The organism is Pseudarthrobacter albicanus (genome assembly GCF_018224015.1).
GTDB classification, from domain to species: domain Bacteria; phylum Actinomycetota; class Actinomycetes; order Actinomycetales; family Micrococcaceae; genus Arthrobacter; species Arthrobacter albicanus.
In genome coordinates this window covers 1-15,346 of the sequence record NZ_JAGPOT010000023.1, presented here as the reverse complement: position 1 = coordinate 15,346, position 15,346 = coordinate 1, and the positions used below count along the sequence as shown (strand labels likewise).

Sequence of the window (15,346 nt, the reverse complement as noted above, 5' to 3'; positions counted from 1 at the left end):
CGCCATGACCGACACCGAGCACCTCGCGTCCTCCCCGGCTCCGCAAAGCACCAGGCCGCAGCACACCCTGCCGGCGGCCACCCCGGCGAACGGCACACTGCCGCCGGGTCCCGGCCCGCTGCCCACGGGCCGGAACGCGGCCCGGGCTTCCCGGAGCGGGCGGGTCCAGAGGCTGACGGTCCCGCGGCTGACGCTCCCGCGGCTGGAACTGGCAGTGCTGCTGCTGGCCACCGGCGCCCTGTACCTGTGGAACCTTGGCGCCTCCGGCTGGGCCAACGCGTTCTACTCCGCCGCGGCCCAGGCGGGATCGCAGGACTGGACGGCCTGGTTTTTCGGCTCCTCCGACGCCGCCAACGCCATCACGGTGGACAAACCCCCGGCCTCGCTCTGGGTGATGGGCCTGTCCGTCAGGCTGTTCGGGCTCAGTTCCTGGAGCATCCTCGTGCCGCAGGCGCTCATGGGGGTCGCGACGGTCTGGCTGGTCTACATTGCGGTGCGCCGGGCCGCCGCACCCGCCACCGCGGACGCCGGGCTGGCCCACCGGGCCGGGCTGCTGGCCGGCGGGGTCATGGCCCTGACCCCGGTGGCCGTGCTCATGTTCCGCTTCAACAACCCGGATGCCCTGCTGGTGCTGCTCATGACCGCGGCCGCGTATGCAGTGCTCCGTTCCATCCAGGACGCCACCGCCGCGAAAGCTGCCCTGCGCTGGCTCCTGCTGGCCGGGGTGTTCCTGGGCTTCGGATTCCTGGCGAAGCAGCTGCAGGTCCTGCTGGTGGTCCCGGGCTTCGCGGTGGCCTACCTGGTTGCCGGCCCGGCCGGTCCCGCCAAACGCCTGCTCCACCTCCTGGCCGCCGGCGCGGCGCTGGCCGTCTCGGCAGGGTGGTGGCTGGCCGCCGTCGAGCTCATCCCCGCGGACTCCCGGCCGTATATCGGCGGCTCGCAGAACAACTCCATCCTGGAACTGACGCTCGGCTACAACGGCCTGGGGCGGCTGAACGGCGCGGAGACCGGAAGCGTGGGCGGCGGCAACGGCTGGGGCACGCCCGGACTGTTCCGGCTCTTCAACAGCGAGTTCGGCGGCCAGGTCGCGTGGCTGCTTCCGTCCGCGCTGCTGCTCGGAGCCGGCCTGTTGTGGCTGGGCCGGCGGGCCCCGCGCACCGACGCCGTGCGGGCCTCGGTGATCGTCTGGGGCGCCTGGGTGGTGGTCACGGGACTGACGTTCAGCCTCATGGCAGGCATCATCCACCCGTATTACATGGTGGCCCTGGCCCCCGGGATCGCAGGACTCGCTGGCCTGGGCGGCATCCTGCTCTGGCAGCGCCGTGCCCGGCCGGTGGCCGCCGCGGTCCTCGCCGGAGCGCTCCTGGCCGCCGGCCTCCTGGCGTCGGAACTGCTGGGCCGAACCGCGGCGTTCCTGCCGTGGCTGCGCTGGGTGGTGCTTCTCGGGGCGATCGCCGCCGGCGTCCTGGTGCTGGCCGGCGCCGCGGTCCCCCGCCTCGCGGCGCCCGGCATCCTCACGCGGACGACGGCGGCCCTCGCCGTCGCCGCCGCGCTCGCGGGCCCGCTGGCGTACTCACTGGCCACCGCGGCAACGGCCCACAGCGGCGCGATCGTCAGTGCGGGACCGGCCGCCGCGGGCAGGGGCGGGCCCGGAATGCCGCCGGCGTTCGCCGGGCAGGGCAACACCACGGGCAACACCAACGGCAACGCCAACGCGACCGGCTCAGTCCGTGGGCCGGGCGCGGGCGGAGGCGGCATGGGTGGCCTGCTGGGCGCCAGCACGCCGTCGTCCGCCGTGGTCACCGCGCTGAAGACGAACGCGGGGAAGTACACCTGGGCTGCCGCCGTCGTCGGATCCAACAACGCCGCCGGGTACCAGCTGGCGACGGAGCTCCCGGTGATGGCCGTCGGCGGGTTCAACGGCACCGACCCTGCCCCGACGCTGGAGGAGTTCCAGCAGTTCGTGGCCGAGGGGAGGATCCACTACTTCATCGCAGGGCGGATGATGCAGGGCGGAACCGGATCGGACTCGGCGGCCCGGATCGGGGCGTGGGTGCAGGCGAATTTCACCGCGCAGACCGTGGGCGGCACCACCATGTACGAGCTGTAACCGACCTGAGGCAGGGGCCGGCGTCCGGCGGTGCGCGCCTAGCCGTTGGGCCGGTTGGGGATGTACTGCACCGCCCATTTGTTGCCGTCGGGATCAGCGAAATAGACGAAGTGCCCCCAGTCCTGGACGTCGACATCGCTGACCTCCACGCCGTTGTCCTTGAGCTGCCTGTGCGCGGCCTGGATGTCGCTGACCACGAGCTGAAGGCTGGGGGCGGTGCCGGGAGGAGCATCGTTGAGGCCCTCCCCGATGGCAATCGAACAGCCGGAGCCGGGCGGGGTCAGCTGGACGAAGCGGATGCCGTCCATGGGCCGCTCGTCGTAGTCGGGGTTGAAGCCGACCTGGTTGACGTAGAAGTCCTTGGCGCGGTCCACATCGGATACGGGGACGATGACGAGTTCGAGTTTCCAGTCCATGGTGCACAGGCTAGCCGTGGACAGGACGATCCGGAAAGCCCGGCGCCCAGACAAGCCAGGGGTCCAGGCCTCGGCGCCCGGAACGGTCCGGCAGCAAAAACCGGCCCTTGGCGGGAATCTACCCGGCCACGCCGTAGAGCCGGTCCCCGGCGTCGCCGAGGCCCGGCACGATGTAGGACTTCTCATTGAGTTTCTCGTCGATGGAGGCCAGGACGATGGTCACGTTGGCGTCGGCGAGTTCCTCCTCCAGCTTGGCCAGGCCCTCGGGGGCTGCCAGGAGGCAGATGCAGGTGACGTCGGAGGCGCCGCGCTTGAAGAGGAACTTGATGGCCTCGCGCAGCGTGCCGCCGGTGGCCAGCATGGGGTCCAGGACGAAGATCTGGCGGTCCGTGAGGTTCTCGGGGAGGCGTTCGGCGTACGTGATGATGTCCAGGGTCTCTTCATCGCGGGCCATGCCCAGGAAGCCGACCTCGGCGGTGGGGACCAGCTTGGTCATGCCCTCGAGCATGCCAAGGCCGGCGCGGAGGATCGGAACCACCAGCGGGGTGGGCTTGGTGAAGGCGGTGCCGATGGTGGTGGCGACCGGCGTCTCGATGGAGACCGGCTCGGTGCGGACCTCGCGGGTGGCCTCGTAGGCAAGGAGCGTGACGAGCTCCTCGGTGAGCTGGCGGAAGACCGGGGACGGGGTGTTTTTGTCCCGCAGAACGGTGAGCTTATGGGCGACCAGCGGGTGGTCCACAACGAGGATGCGCATGCGTCAAAACTATCATCCGGCCGTCGGCGGCCCTCCCGTGGGGCGGCGCGCAGCGCCGTCGCCCGGTGCGCCGTCCGCAGCTCCGGCGGTTTCCCGGAGGGGATGGTCAAACGTCGGCGCCGGACCCGCATGTTCGCGGTGCAGGATCACGTGGAAGAGCCTGTGCGCGAGGATCACGATCCCCACCCAGGCCAGCCCCAGCAGCCAGCCGACGATCACGTCCGTCATCCAGTGGTGGCCCAGGAAGACCCGGCTCAGGCCCATGGCCACGATGAAGATCACACCCGCGGTGATCAGTCCGACCCGGGCGATGGTCCGTTTCACCTGCAGGCACGCGAGGTACACCACCACGCCGATGACCACGGTGGTGTTGAGGGTGTGCCCGCTGGGGAAGGAGGGCGACGTCTCGTAGGGCGGGACGGCGTCGGCGTGGTCCGGCCGGGTGCGCCCGACGAGCTTCTTGCCCAGGGTGGTGGCCGTCACCGAGAAAGCCGCGGCGCCGCCGACCAGGATCAGCGCCCGCCAACTGCGGGTGACGAAGGTCAGCCACGCGGTCAGGATGGTGGCCAGGATGGGCATGCCGATTCCGCCGCCGATATTGGTGAATGCTGTCACGGCGGAGTCCAGCGCGGGACTGCGCAACTGCTCGGCGAAGGCCAGCGTGGGCTTGTCCAGGCTCGCCAGCCCGACGTCGTCCACCACGTTGTCGTACACCTCGGCGCCCAGCAGCGCGAGGATCACCACGACCACGCCGCCCACCAGCAGGGTGATCCACAGGGCCGCGTACGGCACCACCCAGCGGCCCCAGCGGTCGGTGAAGTGCTCCGGCACTGTCCTCACGGCTGCCTCCCGGCTCCTCGCCATTTCACGGCTTCCCTTTCCACGAAACTATCATTGAGCAATGACCGCCCCGGAGCCCCGCCATGCCGCCTGGATGGGCCTTGCCCTCGCCGAGGCGCGCCGGGCGCTTGCCACCGCGGATGTGCCGATCGGCGCCGTCGTGATCGGGCCCGACGGCGGCGTGCTCGGCTCCGGACGGAACGAACGCGAAGCGCTCGGGGACCCGACGGCGCACGCCGAGATGGTGGCCATCCGCGAGGCCGCGGCGCGGCTGCGGGAGCTGCGGGCGGCGGCCCGGGAATCCGCAGGCGCCCCGCGGCCTAGCGGATGGCGGCTGGCGGACTGCACCCTGGTGGTGACGCTGGAGCCCTGTGCCATGTGCGCCGGCGCGGTGGTGCTGGCCCGGATCCCGCGGGTGGTGTTCGGCGCGTGGGATGAGAAGGCCGGGGCCGCCGGATCCGTGTTCGACATTCTCCGCGAGCGCCGGCTCAACCACTGGGTGGAAGTGTATGCGGGGGTCCGGGAGCCGGAGTGCGCGGCGCTGCTGCGGGACTTCTTCGCCGGACACCGCACCGGTTGAGCCATGTCGGTCCACCCGCCGGTCTAGTTGGCGCCGGCGGACGCGGCCAGGCCGTCGATCCGCTGCTGCCGGGAGGCAGGTGAATCCAGGCTGTAGGCGCGGAAGTCGCCGAGGTCCTCCCTGATCCAGGCCTGGACCTCGGCGATCCGCCGGTCCACCGCCGGCGTCCGGTTGCGGAAGACCCGGGAAACGATCCGTTCCTTGCCCGGATCGTACTGCCAGAACCCGATGATCCGGCCGCGGTCCAGGATGGGGTGGTCCGGAAGATCGGCCTGCAGCGCCAGCGAGCCGAGGGCCTGCCTGACGGTGTTGTCCCTTTCAGGGGCGGCCCTTTCAAGGGCGTCCCCCTCAGGGGCGGCCCCGTCAGGGGCGTCCTCGGCCAGCAGCTCCGCCGCGTTGCGCCGCAGCAGCATCAGTGAATCCGTCCCGGCGAGCAGCTGGATCTGCTCCTCGGCGGGTTCCTCGAAGGCGGCGAGGCGCTCGACGTCGTCGGGCAGCATCCACAGCGTCCCGCCCCCGCCGGTGGTCACCTCAGTGGTCACCCCGGCGGCCACCTGCACGGCGCCGACGGCGGCCAGCGCCGCCTTGCTCTGCGCCACGGTGAATCCGGTGAACCACTGGGACTGTTTGAGGGTGGCGCCGCCGGTCCAGCCCAGGTAACGGCAGATCAGCTCGGTGCGGGCCCCGTCGTCGTCCAGGGGGCCCCGCGGCAGCCCCCACAGCTCGTACGCGTAGCGCTGCTGGTCAAGGCGCCCGTTGACGGGGACGCGGCGGATCCTGCCCTGCGCCTGCAGTATCCCGAGGGCGGTGGGCAGCGTGGTGGCGGCGCCCTTCTTCTTGCCTTCCTCGCCGAGGCTGCGCACGGAATCGCCCAGCTCCTCCTTGAGCTGCTTGGGATCCAGCGGCGCGGAAGCTTCGGCGAGGGTGTGCAGGACCTGTTCCTCGAGGAGCGTGATTTCGCTGCGGTCCACGCCCAACCGGCCGAGGATCCGGAACGCCTCCTCGGCATCCTTGCCCAGCTGCAACGCCCAGGCGAAGTCGTCACGGCCCAGGACGTAGGTGCAGCCGCGGGCGGTGGGGAGTTCGAGGATGCGGTGGGAGAGGACGTCGGCGTCGACCTGTTCGCGGCGGATGCCGGCACGGGCGAAGAGCGTGAGATAGGGATTCGCGCCGCCCACGGACCGCGCCCAGCCGGCCCGGGCAAAGACCTGCTCCGCGGTGCGGCCGGCCAGCGAGCCGTCCAGGCCCTGTTTGTGCCAGGCCCAGGCGCGCAGCCGCCCGGGCGTGAGGGTCCCGGCGGGAGGCACCCCGGCTGTCATCGGCTCGATTGTCATGGGCTCCTCGATTGTCATGCGCTCATTCTCCAACAGCTTGTCCGCCAGCGGAATGAACCCGGCCGGGTCTGCCGTCCGGCACGTCGGCCCCGAGAATCGCCAGCACCGTCCGGGCCGTGGCGTCCCAGCCGGGCAGCCGGTCCCGTGCGGCCACGGCGGCATCCCGCCAGCGCGCCTGGAGAGCGGGATCCGTGAGCCAGCGGCGCAGAACGTCGGCCAGCGGGGCCGGGTCTGCCGCAAGTGCGACGGCGGTGCCCGGCACGGGTGCTGTTTCCCCGCCGGCGAGCGCCTCGACGGCGCCCGCCCGAACGCCGCCGGCGGCGAGCGCCTCGACGGCGCCCGTGCCCTCGCGCACCACCACCGGGATGCCGCGGGCGAGCGATTCGGTGACCACCAGTCCGTAGGCCTCCGCGCGGGAGACGAGCAGGCTGAGGTCGGCCGCGGCCCATTCGGATTCCAGCGCGGCGCCGCGCAGCTCGCCGGGCACGGTGATGCGGTGCCGCAGCCCCAGGCGCTCCACGGTGTCCCGGAGCCGGGCGGCGTAGCCGGGGTCTGCAGTGTCGGAGCCTGGGAGGGACGCCGTCCAGGGCAGCCCGGCGAGCCGGGCGAGCGCGGCGATCAGCAGCGACTGGTCCTTGTTCGGCAGCAAGGCCGCGGCGGCGATGAGGTGCGGGGGCCGCGAGCCCGCGGCCAGCGGGGCCGGGTCGGTGCCCGGCAACGCCACCTTGGCGCGGTCGAACCCATGCCTCGCCCGGATGCCGGCCGCGGCGGAGCTGCTGGTGCAGATGACCCCGGCCGCGGCGTGCAGGGCGCGGCGTTCCAGTTCCGGGTGCTGGTCCAGGGGCATGTGCAGCAGGATCCAGACGGGCCGGCCGGCGGCCGCGGCCCTTTCCAGCGCGTCCGGCGCCCCGCAGGCGAGCAGCCCGTCCACGAGGACTATCTCCTCCCCCGCCTTGTCCCCTGCCTGGTCCTCCCCGCCGGCGGGGGCACGCAGCACGGCGGCCAGCCGCCGCCGGTCCCCGGCGCTGCCGACGGGCCAGCCGCCGTCGAGCGGGCAGGTCTCCACTTCGGCGCCGGCGGCGGCCAGCTCCCGGGCCAGGGCGGCGTTGTAGACGTTGCCGCCGGAGTTGTGGCGCACGTTGCCGGGCACCACCAGGCGGATGCGGGGGCCGGGCGGCTTCACCGGATTCCTAGCTGGCGTCGAAGTCGAGCGAGTAGCCGGCCCAGGCGTCCGGTGTCTCGCGCAGGGTGACGTCCAGGCCCGCCAGCCCGCCTCCGTCCGGGCCGGGGCGGATCTGCGCCGCCACGGCGTCGGCGATGTACCGGGCCAGGGCCTCGGTGGTGCTCAGCTTGCCCGCGAAATCGGGGTGCTCGTCGAGGTTCTTGTAGTTCAGGCCCGCCAGGACCGACTCCAGCACCTTCCCGGCCTCGCCGATGTCCAGGACAATCGAGTCGTCATTGAGCGCACGACGGCGGAACGACACCTCCGCGACGAAGGTCGCCCCGTGCAGGCCCTGGGCGGGGCCGAACACCTCACCGGGCAGGCTGTGGGCAATCATGAAATGGCTGCGGACAGTCAGGCTGAACACGGTCTTACCTCGTGGCTTCTGTTGATGGGTATTCGATGACGGGGTATTCAATGACGTGGCAGAGCGCGCCCAGCGCGCCGTCGGACAGCTGCTGGACGACGCCGGGCAGCTCTTCGAACGGGGAGGCCCCGGTGAGGAAGACGTCGAACGCGGGATCGTTCAACAGGGACACGGCGAGCCTGAGCCGGTCCGCGGCGGTGCGGCGGTGCCGGCGGGCCCGGGCCACCACCCCCACCTGGCTGGCGCGGACGGAGAGCCGGCGGGCGTGGAAGTCCTCCCCCAGCGGCAGGGTGACCTTGCGGTCGGCGTACCAGGACATCTCGATCACGTCGCCCTCGTCACCGGCCAGCTGCAGGCTCCGCTCGAGGCCCTCCTGTGAGGCGGAGCAGTGGATCACGATGTCACAGTCCGGCAGGGCGTCGTCAGGGTGGCAGAACTGAACGCCGAGAGCCTCGGCGAACGTGCGCTTGGCCGGGTCGACGTCGACCAGCTGCAGGCGGGCCAGCGGAAAGGCGCCCAGGAGCTTCGCCACCATGCCGCCGACGAGTCCGGCGCCGATCACGGCGACGCGGTCGCCCAGCCGCGGGCCGGCTTCCCAGAGCCCGTTGACGGCGGTTTCGACGGTGCCGGTGAGCACCGCGCGGCGGGCCGGGACGTCGTCGGGGACCACGGTGAGGGACTCCACCGGGACGATGTAGCGGTCCTGGTGCGGGTACAGGCAGAAGACCGTCTTGCCGGGCCAGTCCGCCGGGCCCTCCTCCACGATGCCGACGGAGAGGTAGCCGAATTTCACGGGCGAGGGGAAGGCGCCTTCCTGGTGCGGCGCGGCCATTTCCCGGGCCACGCATTGCGGCACGCGGGCGTTGTGCACCACGAGTTCCGTGCCCTTGCTAATGCCGGAGTAGAGGGTGCGCACGAGGGCCTCGCCGGGGCCGGGGGCGGGCAGGTCCTCGCGCCGGAGCTCGCCCTTTTCGGGTCCGACGGTCCAATAGGCGGTGGCTGCGGTGGGCTCTCCTGGAATGATCATCTTGCTGATGAATCTAGTGCCCATGACGGTGCGCGGGGAAGGGCTCCCGGCCCCGGGCGGGTCGCCGGGGTCGTACGGACGGCGGAGCCGTCCGCTACGGGCGGCGCCGGGGGCCGTGGTTTTAGGGCCGTTTTGGGATGCGGGCCATGCTCGGGTACCCTATACAGGTTGGTGACGTGTCCGAGCGGCCGAAGGTGCAACACTCGAAATGTTGTTTGGTGTCAAAGCCAACGTGGGTTCAAATCCCACCGTCACCGCCAAGTGAGCAGGCGTCTACATCGTTGATAACACAGCGAAGTAGGCGCCTTCGCTTTTTGTAATTCAGTCCCGCGGGGGCACTTTGAGCGCAACCGGTTGCTACGGGAATGTAGCGGTGGTGTAGATCAGGTCATGGTCGGACGGCGGCCGCCCAACGACAATCTGATTGCCGTATGGCGTCCAGTTCTCCCAGTGCTGGACCGAGATGTTGCTGGCGGCACCGACGTACACCTGATCAATACGCTGGTCACCCACCGCCGGAACCGTGTATCCGTTGTAGGTGTTGTAGTCAGGGTGCATCCTTGCAGCAGCAATCCCGTAACTGTCCGTGTAGCCGATAGCGTTGAGCTGGGTTTCCTGCGGGGCGGAGATGCTTGCCTGGGCGTTGAAGTCTCCAGTCACAAAGGCCGGCAACCCGCCGGGATTGACCCGCTTGATCTCTGCCGCGAGCATTGTTGCCTCGGAAATGCGGGCAGCCTGCTCGTCGGCGCCGACCTCAAAGTGGGTGTTGAAGACGAAAAACTCTTTGCCCGTCGCCTTGGACTTCAGCCTGACCCATGTCATCGCGCGACCGTAGTCCGGATAGGGCTTGAACTCGAAAACCTTGTAGCCGGAAGCGGTCATCTGGAACAGCCCCCCGCGCCACATGATCGGGATGGGCACCGTCGCGCCGTCGGCAGGCTGGTACATGGCGTATCCGGTCATCCGCTGAATATCGGACGCCTGCGTGTAAGTGCGCAGGCCAACCGTGATGTTCCGCGCTTCCTGAATGCCGATCACATCAGGCTTTACGGTATTGATGACATTCTTGACACCGACAACGCGTGAATCCCAAGTGGGGACTTCGGGCTGGGACACCTCCCGCCACGCCGAGTCGACGTTGTAGGAGGCGACTTTGACGGTTGTAATGCCTGCCGCATTTGACGGTGCCGCGCCGAGCACGGACGCGGCAAAGGCAAACATGATGACCGATGCAGTGGTGGCGGCAGTCGGCTTCCTGGATTCGCTGCGGTCTGGATTTCCCTGCTGGAAAGATAGCAATGTATTCCCCGTTCGCCTGTCCCCAGCCCCTTGAAGAGCATCCCGATATCGCTGCTCATGAGGACTCGATTGTAGGGCGTAAAGGTAGCCGGATACAGAGCGCCGGCCTTGCTGTCTTTCCGGCTCTGGATAGGAAGAGCACGCCAATCCCACCGTGCCGCGCTTTGCCCGCAGGACGGGGCGCCGGCGTTACATGGTGTCCGGCCGATGGTCCCCCTTATGGCCCCGCAGATTGTCCTGGACCTTGCCGAACAAGTCCTTGATGGTGGACTCGGTGTTGGTGAGCATGTCGGGCTGCACATACACCTGGTGGGCCGGGGGCAGGCTGTAGTGCGAGGGCAGGCCGCCGGTGCCGTCCACCCCTTCCAAGGCGATGGTCACTCCGCCCTCCTTGCGTGCGATCGCGCCGATCCGGCCGAACACCACAGTGAATTCGTCCGGCTCAAAGCTCACGCTCAGTCCCACATGTGTCCGGTTAAGATCACTCGCTGTGACGGCTTTCTCGTTACCGGTCCCTGAATAGCTCATGTCCATCTCCTGCGACGTTGTTGGCAATGTACGCCAGCAGTCTACGTCCGCGACGGATCGCCGGATAGGAACCGCGTTGACTCGTCTAATACCTCCGCGTAGCCGGATACGTTGCCTCAGCTGAAAACCTCCGCCTGGACAGTGCTTTAGGGCTCGGGTGCGGGTACGCCTGATCCATGGAGCTTTCCATGAGTGAGCGCAGGACAGTGACGAGGAAAATGGCCCCTGACTATGCCCACGCGAAGCGGGTGCGCCGGCACCGGGCGGCCCCGCAGTCGCCATGCAGTCCATCCCCACGGGTACAGCCTATGCGGTGTGGGTGGGTGCGGGCGCCGTACTGGCGTCCGCCTACGCGATCACCAACGTGGAACGCCCGACGGCGGCGCGGCTGCTGCTGCTCGGCGGGTCGCCGCGTGCGTTGCCGGCCTGAAGGCGGTGGCGTAAACATGCTGTCGAAGCCGTGTATTGCCGGAATTGTCGGGTGCGCCGCAGGGCTGAAGCTACTTCCGGTGGGTGATCCCGTGCACCCGTCAGGCAAGAGCGCCTTTGATAAGCAAGCTCACCCCGACCGCAAGGCAGAGGCTGAGGGCCGCGGGACGGATGGCGGCGGCGGAAATCCGCTTCACCACCGGCCATGATGCCAGGGCACCGAGAACTACACCCGGCAGCATCCAGCCGGAGAGCAGCAGATCCGAGGTGTCGAAGGAACCGGACCCGATGAGGACCAGCAGCGAGACCAGGCACGAGACGAAGAAGAACAGCGAGAGGTTGGCGCGGTAGCGGTCCGCGTCCTCGGTGCGGTAGACCGCCACGAGCGGCGGCCCTGAGGTCGAGGCAACCGTCCCCAGGACCCCGCCGATCACTCCGGCGACGAACAGGGAGAAGCGGCTTTGCGGGGCGCGGAACCGTGTGAGTGCGGCGAGCACGCTGGCCACCACCAGCCCGCCGATGATCATCCCCGTCCATTTGCCGTCCAACAGGGGCAAGACGAACAGTCCGGCAAATGCACCGGGCAGACAGCCGGCAATGGCCGACTTGAGGTCCAGATGCCGCAGGCCCCTCCGATTCTGCCACGTGACAAACAGCATGACCACGACAGAGATGAGCAACAGAGGGCCGGGCACCAGACGCGGGCTGATCATCAGCAGGAGCGGGGACGCCACGATGCCGAAACCGGACCCGGTGCCAGCCTGTGCCACTACGGCGATGGCAACAACGAACGCCGAAATGATGAGTTCCGTGGTGGTCATGGCGTCCACTCCTAGATAAGTTGCACTCCCACATAGGCGAGTACTCCGATGAGGCCCCACGAGAGCATAGCGGCGACAATGGCCCTGCCGCTGGTGTGAAGCAAGGACCGCATCTGCACCGATGCCCCCAGCCCGAAGAGGGCTGCGGCCAGCAGAAGATCCTGGGCGATGGCGGCACCTTCCAGGGCCGCGTGCGGCAGGATTCCCAGCGTCCGCAGCACGATCATCGCCATGAATCCGGCCACGAAGAGCGGGATCAGCGGCGGGAACTTGAGGTTGCTTTTTTCGGTGCCGCTGGCCGCCGCCCGGCTGCGGTAGCGCTGCACCAGTGCGGCTCCGGTGACCATCGGGGCAAGCATCAGGACCCGGGTGAGCTTGATGATCAGTGCTCCGGCCAGGGCCGTGGCACCGGCTGTCTGCGCGGTCGCCACAACCTGCCCCACATCATGGACCCCGGCCCCCACCCAGTGCCCGAACTGGACATCGTCCAGGCCGAGAGGACCCTTGAGGGCGGGCAGCACGGCAATGGCAAGCGTTCCGCACAATGTCACGAGCGCGATGGGGACGACGGTGCCGCGGTGGTCCGTCTTGGTCACCCCGCTCATGGCGCCGATGGCGGAGGCGCCGCAGATGGAAAAGCCTGCGGCCAGGAGCAAGGGCTGGTCGCCCGGAAGTTTCAGAGCCTTGCCCAGCAGCAGTGTCCCCACAAAGGTCAGCAGGACGATGCCCACCACGATCCCCAGCGTCGCCCAGCCGAGCGCGGCCACGTCAATGAGGCTGAGCTTCAGGCCGAGCAGCACGATGCCGAGCCGCATGAACCTCTTCGCGGCCAGCACCAGCCCGGGCTGCATGACTCCTTCAACTGCAGTGCTGATCCCGGGCAGGTTCGCGGAGAGGATGCCCAGGATGACGGCCACCGTGAGGAAGGGCAGCACGGGGACGGCCGCGTGGATGAGCCACGCAGCGGCGACGGCGGCGGCTGCCAGCGCGAGCCCGGGCAGCCGCTTGTACCGCAGGCCCCGGGAAAGAAGTCCACCCTGCTTGTCGCTTCCTACGGGTGTGGCAACGTCTTGTGTCATGGTCGTCTGCGATCCATCCGGAGCCGGCACGCGCCAGGCCCAGGCCGGATCTCCTTTCTTTCGAGGCAGCAATTGAAACGGTGGCCGGATGCTCAGGCCGCTGAGGGCGGAAGCCCGGGCCGGCTGGTGGCAGCGGCGGCGGACAGCGATTGCATGGCGCTTAGCAGGCCCACGGAGGCGATGTCCTCCGCGCTGCAGCCCCGGGACAGGTCGTTCAAGGGTACGGACAGGCCCTGCAGGATGGGGCCCACGGCGACGGCTCCGCCGAGGCGTTCGGTGATCTTGTAGCCGATGTTCCCGGCATCCAGGCTGGGGAACACCAGGACATTCGCCTGGCCGGCGACCTCCGAGCCGGGCGCCTTCGACGCACCGATCGTGGGGACAAGGGCAGCGTCGAACTGCAGCTCGCCGTCCACCTGCAGCAGCGGGTGAAGGGTCCGCAGGATCCCCACCGCGGCCCTGACCTTGTCCACGTGCGGATGGACGGCGCTGCCGCGGGTGCTGAAGGACAGCATGGCCACCTTCGGAGTCTGCCCGGTCAGCGCCTGGTGCGAGGCCGCCGCCGAAGCGGCGATGTCCGCCAGCTGTTCCGCGGACGGATCCGGCACGACGGCGCAATCGCCGAACGTCAGTTCCCTGCCGTCGGGAAGCAGCATCAGGAAAGAGCTGCTCAGGGTGGTGCAGCCGGGAGCCAAGCCCACCACGCGCAGCGCGGCACGGAGCACCAGGGCTGTGGGAGCGCCCGCCCCCGCCACGCAGGCATCAAGGTACCCGGCCCGCAACGCGGCCGCGGCAACATGGACAGGCTCCTGTTGGGCCTGGGGCAGCTGCCGGGGCTTGCGGGCATAGGCCTCGCCGATCAGCGCGGCCACCGCGCTGTCGCGGGCCAGCGCACCGACGTCGAGGATGGCATCCCCGGGCAGGGCACAGCCCAGCCCGGCGGCCAGCCGCCGGATTTCGTCGTTCCTGCCGATCAGCCGGGGCTGGAGAATCCCTTCGGCCGCCAGCATACTGGCGGCGCGGACGGCGCGTGCGTCCTCGCCGTCGGCGAATCCCACCACCCGGCCGCGGCCGGAAAGTTCCTGTCGCCAGCGCTCAAACGCTGCACTCCCCGCGGGCCGCGCTGCCTGCGATCCCCGCTGGTTAATAACCGCCGTCGCCATCGTCTTACCTCTCATATCGAGCCCTGCGGAGACCCCGCCAGGGAGGTCTCCGCAGGGGGAACCGGAAGCCGCGGCTTTAAGGCTGGATGGCCTTTTCGACGTCGTTGAGCATGCCGTCGACGCCGTGCAGCAACGCGGACAGGACCTCGGCGTCGGCCACGAGCGGCGGGGAGATCATGATCATGGTGGCGCCGCGGTCGTCTCCGCGCAGGATCACCTTGGTCCGCTTGAAGGACTCGGGCAGGACTTCGCGCAGGACCTTCAGCGACTCGGCCTCGGTCAGTTCGCGGCCGCTGAAGCTGTCCGCCATGAGTTCGATCGCGTAGAAGAAGCCGGTGCCCCGGACCGCCTTGACGCAACGGTGCGAGGATTTCAGGGATTCCAGGGCCTCCCTGATCTTGGGGCCCTGTTCCTGGACGTTGCCCAGGACGTTTTCGTCCCGCATGGCGGTGATGTTGGCGACCGCGACGGCGGTGGACACCGGGTGCCCGCCCCAGGTGGCGCCGTGGGTGAAGACTCCGCCCGTGGAGGAGTTGAACAGCTCCTGGACCAGCTGTTCACGGACGATCAGGCCGCCCAGGGGTGCGTAGCCGGAGGTCGAGCCCTTGGCGAAGGTGACCATGTCCGGGACGACGCCGGTGACGCCGTAGCCGAAGAAGTGGCCGAGCCGGCCGAAGGAGCAGATGACTTCGTCGGAGACCAGGAGGATCCCGTACTTGTCGCACAGGGCGCGCAGTGCCGGCCAATATCCGTCCGGTGCCACGAGGGCTCCGCGGCCGTTCTGGACCGGTTCGGCAAAGATCGCCGCAACGGTTTCGGGGCCCTCTTCGAGGACCACACGCTCAATGGCCCGGAAGCAGTCGAGTTCGGTGACCGGGCCGCAGTCGCCGGTGAAGCCGAGGGTGTTCGGGACGCTGCGGATGCCCGGCAGGAGTTCGCCGAACGGGTCCTTGATCTTGGGCAGCTGCGTGATCGACAGGGCGCCCATGGTCGTGCCGTGGTAGGCCATGTCGCGGCTGATGACCTTGGTGCGCTGCGGCTGGCCCTGGCTGCGGAAGTACTGGCGGGCAAACTTCAGGGCAGTCTCCACGGCTTCGGAGCCGGAGTTGACGAAAAACGTGGTACCCAGGTCGCCGGGGGCCAGGTCCGCGATGAGGGCGGCGGCCTCGATGGCCGGCGGATGCGCCGAGCCCCAGTTTGAGGCGTAGGCCAGGGTGCTGATCTGTTCGCTGGCTGCCTTGGCGATGTCCTTGCGGCCGTGGCCCATGTTGACGCAGAAGAGGCCGGCGAGGCCGTCCAGGTAGCGGCCCCCCTCTGTGTCGATGAGGTAGCTGCCTTCGCCACGAACAAAAATGGGGAACTCGCTGTCCCAGGTGT

At 69.3% G+C, this 15,346-nt stretch carries 15 protein-coding genes, 1 tRNA gene and 1 pseudogene; 4 read left to right on the top strand and 13 right to left on the bottom strand.

Annotated elements, in window-relative coordinates:
• Positions 1 to 4 precede the first annotated feature (4 nt).
• Positions 5 to 2,110 carry an ArnT family glycosyltransferase gene (locus J9611_RS07055; RefSeq protein ID WP_246527485.1) on the top strand — a complete coding sequence of 702 codons (2,106 nt, stop codon included), beginning with the start codon at positions 5 to 7 and terminating at the stop codon, positions 2,108 to 2,110.
• A 38-nt stretch (positions 2,111 to 2,148) separates the two neighbouring features.
• Here J9611_RS07055 and J9611_RS07050 read toward each other — a convergent pair whose 3' ends face one another.
• The 3 genes from J9611_RS07050 to J9611_RS07040 all read right to left on the bottom strand — a co-directional run bounded on the left by J9611_RS07050 (position 2,149) and on the right by J9611_RS07040 (position 4,120).
• Positions 2,149 to 2,526, bottom strand: a complete 378-nt coding sequence (locus J9611_RS07050) for a glyoxalase superfamily protein (RefSeq protein ID WP_211878877.1) — start codon at positions 2,524 to 2,526, stop codon at positions 2,149 to 2,151.
• A gap of 118 nt (positions 2,527 to 2,644) precedes the next feature.
• Entirely contained in the window at positions 2,645 to 3,280 is a 636-nt protein-coding gene (gene upp / locus J9611_RS07045) for a uracil phosphoribosyltransferase (RefSeq protein WP_211878875.1), read from the bottom strand.
• 12 nt (positions 3,281 to 3,292) lie between these two features.
• Complete coding sequence (locus J9611_RS07040; protein ID WP_307857037.1) at positions 3,293 to 4,120, bottom strand: phosphatase PAP2 family protein; 828 nt, start codon at positions 4,118 to 4,120, stop codon at positions 3,293 to 3,295.
• 61 nt (positions 4,121 to 4,181) lie between these two features.
• On the opposite strand from J9611_RS07040, the gene J9611_RS07035 reads away from it, so the two are divergent.
• Positions 4,182 to 4,700 carry a nucleoside deaminase gene (locus J9611_RS07035; protein WP_211878871.1) on the top strand — a complete coding sequence of 173 codons (519 nt, stop codon included), beginning with the start codon at positions 4,182 to 4,184 and terminating at the stop codon, positions 4,698 to 4,700.
• A 23-nt stretch (positions 4,701 to 4,723) separates the two neighbouring features.
• Here the strand turns inward: J9611_RS07035 and J9611_RS07030 are convergent, their stop codons facing one another.
• The 4 genes from J9611_RS07030 to J9611_RS07015 are packed head-to-tail and all read right to left on the bottom strand — an operon-like array spanning position 4,724 to position 8,650.
• A complete protein-coding gene (locus tag J9611_RS07030) occupies positions 4,724 to 6,052 on the bottom strand; it encodes a DNA glycosylase AlkZ-like family protein (RefSeq protein WP_246527484.1) in 1,329 nt (442 codons plus the stop codon).
• A 4-nt stretch (positions 6,053 to 6,056) separates the two neighbouring features.
• Positions 6,057 to 7,217 (bottom strand): glycosyltransferase, encoded by a 1,161-nt coding sequence (locus tag J9611_RS07025; RefSeq protein ID WP_211878869.1) that lies wholly within the window; start codon positions 7,215 to 7,217, stop codon positions 6,057 to 6,059.
• 7 nt (positions 7,218 to 7,224) lie between these two features.
• The gene (locus tag J9611_RS07020) at positions 7,225 to 7,623 is read right to left on the bottom strand and encodes a 6-pyruvoyl trahydropterin synthase family protein (protein ID WP_211878867.1); all 399 of its coding nucleotides are present in this window, start codon (positions 7,621 to 7,623) and stop codon (positions 7,225 to 7,227) included.
• Between the two features lie 4 nt (positions 7,624 to 7,627).
• On the bottom strand, positions 7,628 to 8,650 hold the full coding sequence (locus J9611_RS07015) for a zinc-binding alcohol dehydrogenase (RefSeq protein ID WP_211878865.1): 1,023 nt from the start codon (positions 8,648 to 8,650) through the stop codon (positions 7,628 to 7,630).
• Positions 8,651 to 8,820: 170 nt separating this feature from the next.
• On the opposite strand from J9611_RS07015, the gene J9611_RS07010 reads away from it, so the two are divergent.
• Positions 8,821 to 8,910 (top strand) — tRNA-Ser (locus J9611_RS07010).
• Between the two features lie 97 nt (positions 8,911 to 9,007).
• Here J9611_RS07010 and J9611_RS07005 read toward each other — a convergent pair.
• Both J9611_RS07005 and J9611_RS07000 read right to left on the bottom strand, forming a co-directional pair.
• Positions 9,008 to 9,949: an endonuclease/exonuclease/phosphatase family protein gene (locus J9611_RS07005; protein ID WP_211878863.1), complete on the bottom strand. Its 942-nt coding sequence runs from the start codon at positions 9,947 to 9,949 to the stop codon at positions 9,008 to 9,010.
• 189 nt (positions 9,950 to 10,138) lie between these two features.
• Positions 10,139 to 10,477 carry a hypothetical protein gene (locus J9611_RS07000; protein ID WP_211878861.1) on the bottom strand — a complete coding sequence of 113 codons (339 nt, stop codon included), beginning with the start codon at positions 10,475 to 10,477 and terminating at the stop codon, positions 10,139 to 10,141.
• Positions 10,478 to 10,739: 262 nt separating this feature from the next.
• Between J9611_RS07000 and J9611_RS06995 the strand changes: the two are divergent.
• A pseudogene (locus J9611_RS06995) lies at positions 10,740 to 10,921 on the top strand (SMR family transporter); the annotation flags it as partial.
• Between the two features lie 86 nt (positions 10,922 to 11,007).
• Here the strand turns inward: J9611_RS06995 and J9611_RS06990 are convergent.
• The 4 genes from J9611_RS06990 to J9611_RS06975 form a co-directional block, all read right to left on the bottom strand.
• Entirely contained in the window at positions 11,008 to 11,727 is a 720-nt protein-coding gene (locus J9611_RS06990; RefSeq protein WP_211878858.1) for a sulfite exporter TauE/SafE family protein, read from the bottom strand.
• 11 nt (positions 11,728 to 11,738) lie between these two features.
• Positions 11,739 to 12,806 (bottom strand): YeiH family protein, encoded by a 1,068-nt coding sequence (locus tag J9611_RS06985; protein WP_211878856.1) that lies wholly within the window; start codon positions 12,804 to 12,806, stop codon positions 11,739 to 11,741.
• A gap of 92 nt (positions 12,807 to 12,898) precedes the next feature.
• A complete protein-coding gene (locus J9611_RS06980; protein ID WP_211878854.1) occupies positions 12,899 to 13,984 on the bottom strand; it encodes a phosphotransacetylase in 1,086 nt (361 codons plus the stop codon).
• Positions 13,985 to 14,045: 61 nt separating this feature from the next.
• Positions 14,046 to 15,346, bottom strand: a 1,301-nt coding sequence (locus tag J9611_RS06975) for an aspartate aminotransferase family protein (protein ID WP_211878852.1), incomplete at its 5' end; no start/stop codon positions are given.

Bases quoted from the DNA above. Each gene is read 5' to 3' on its own strand.
- J9611_RS07055 (WP_246527485.1), top strand. From the start codon at position 5: ATGACCGACACCGAGCACCTCGCGTCCTCCCCGGCTCCGCAAAGCACC.
- J9611_RS07050 (WP_211878877.1), bottom strand. From the start codon at position 2,526: ATGGACTGGAAACTCGAACTCGTCATCGTCCCCGTATCCGATGTGGAC.
- upp (WP_211878875.1), bottom strand. From the start codon at position 3,280: ATGCGCATCCTCGTTGTGGACCACCCGCTGGTCGCCCATAAGCTCACC.
- J9611_RS07035 (WP_211878871.1), top strand. From the start codon at position 4,182: ATGACCGCCCCGGAGCCCCGCCATGCCGCCTGGATGGGCCTTGCCCTC.
- J9611_RS07030 (WP_246527484.1), bottom strand. From the start codon at position 6,052: ATGACAATCGAGGAGCCCATGACAATCGAGCCGATGACAGCCGGGGTG.
- J9611_RS07015 (WP_211878865.1), bottom strand. From the start codon at position 8,650: ATGATCATTCCAGGAGAGCCCACCGCAGCCACCGCCTATTGGACCGTC.
- J9611_RS07000 (WP_211878861.1), bottom strand. From the start codon at position 10,477: ATGAGCTATTCAGGGACCGGTAACGAGAAAGCCGTCACAGCGAGTGAT.
- J9611_RS06990 (WP_211878858.1), bottom strand. From the start codon at position 11,727: ATGACCACCACGGAACTCATCATTTCGGCGTTCGTTGTTGCCATCGCC.
- J9611_RS06985 (WP_211878856.1), bottom strand. From the start codon at position 12,806: ATGACACAAGACGTTGCCACACCCGTAGGAAGCGACAAGCAGGGTGGA.
- J9611_RS06980 (WP_211878854.1), bottom strand. From the start codon at position 13,984: ATGAGAGGTAAGACGATGGCGACGGCGGTTATTAACCAGCGGGGATCG.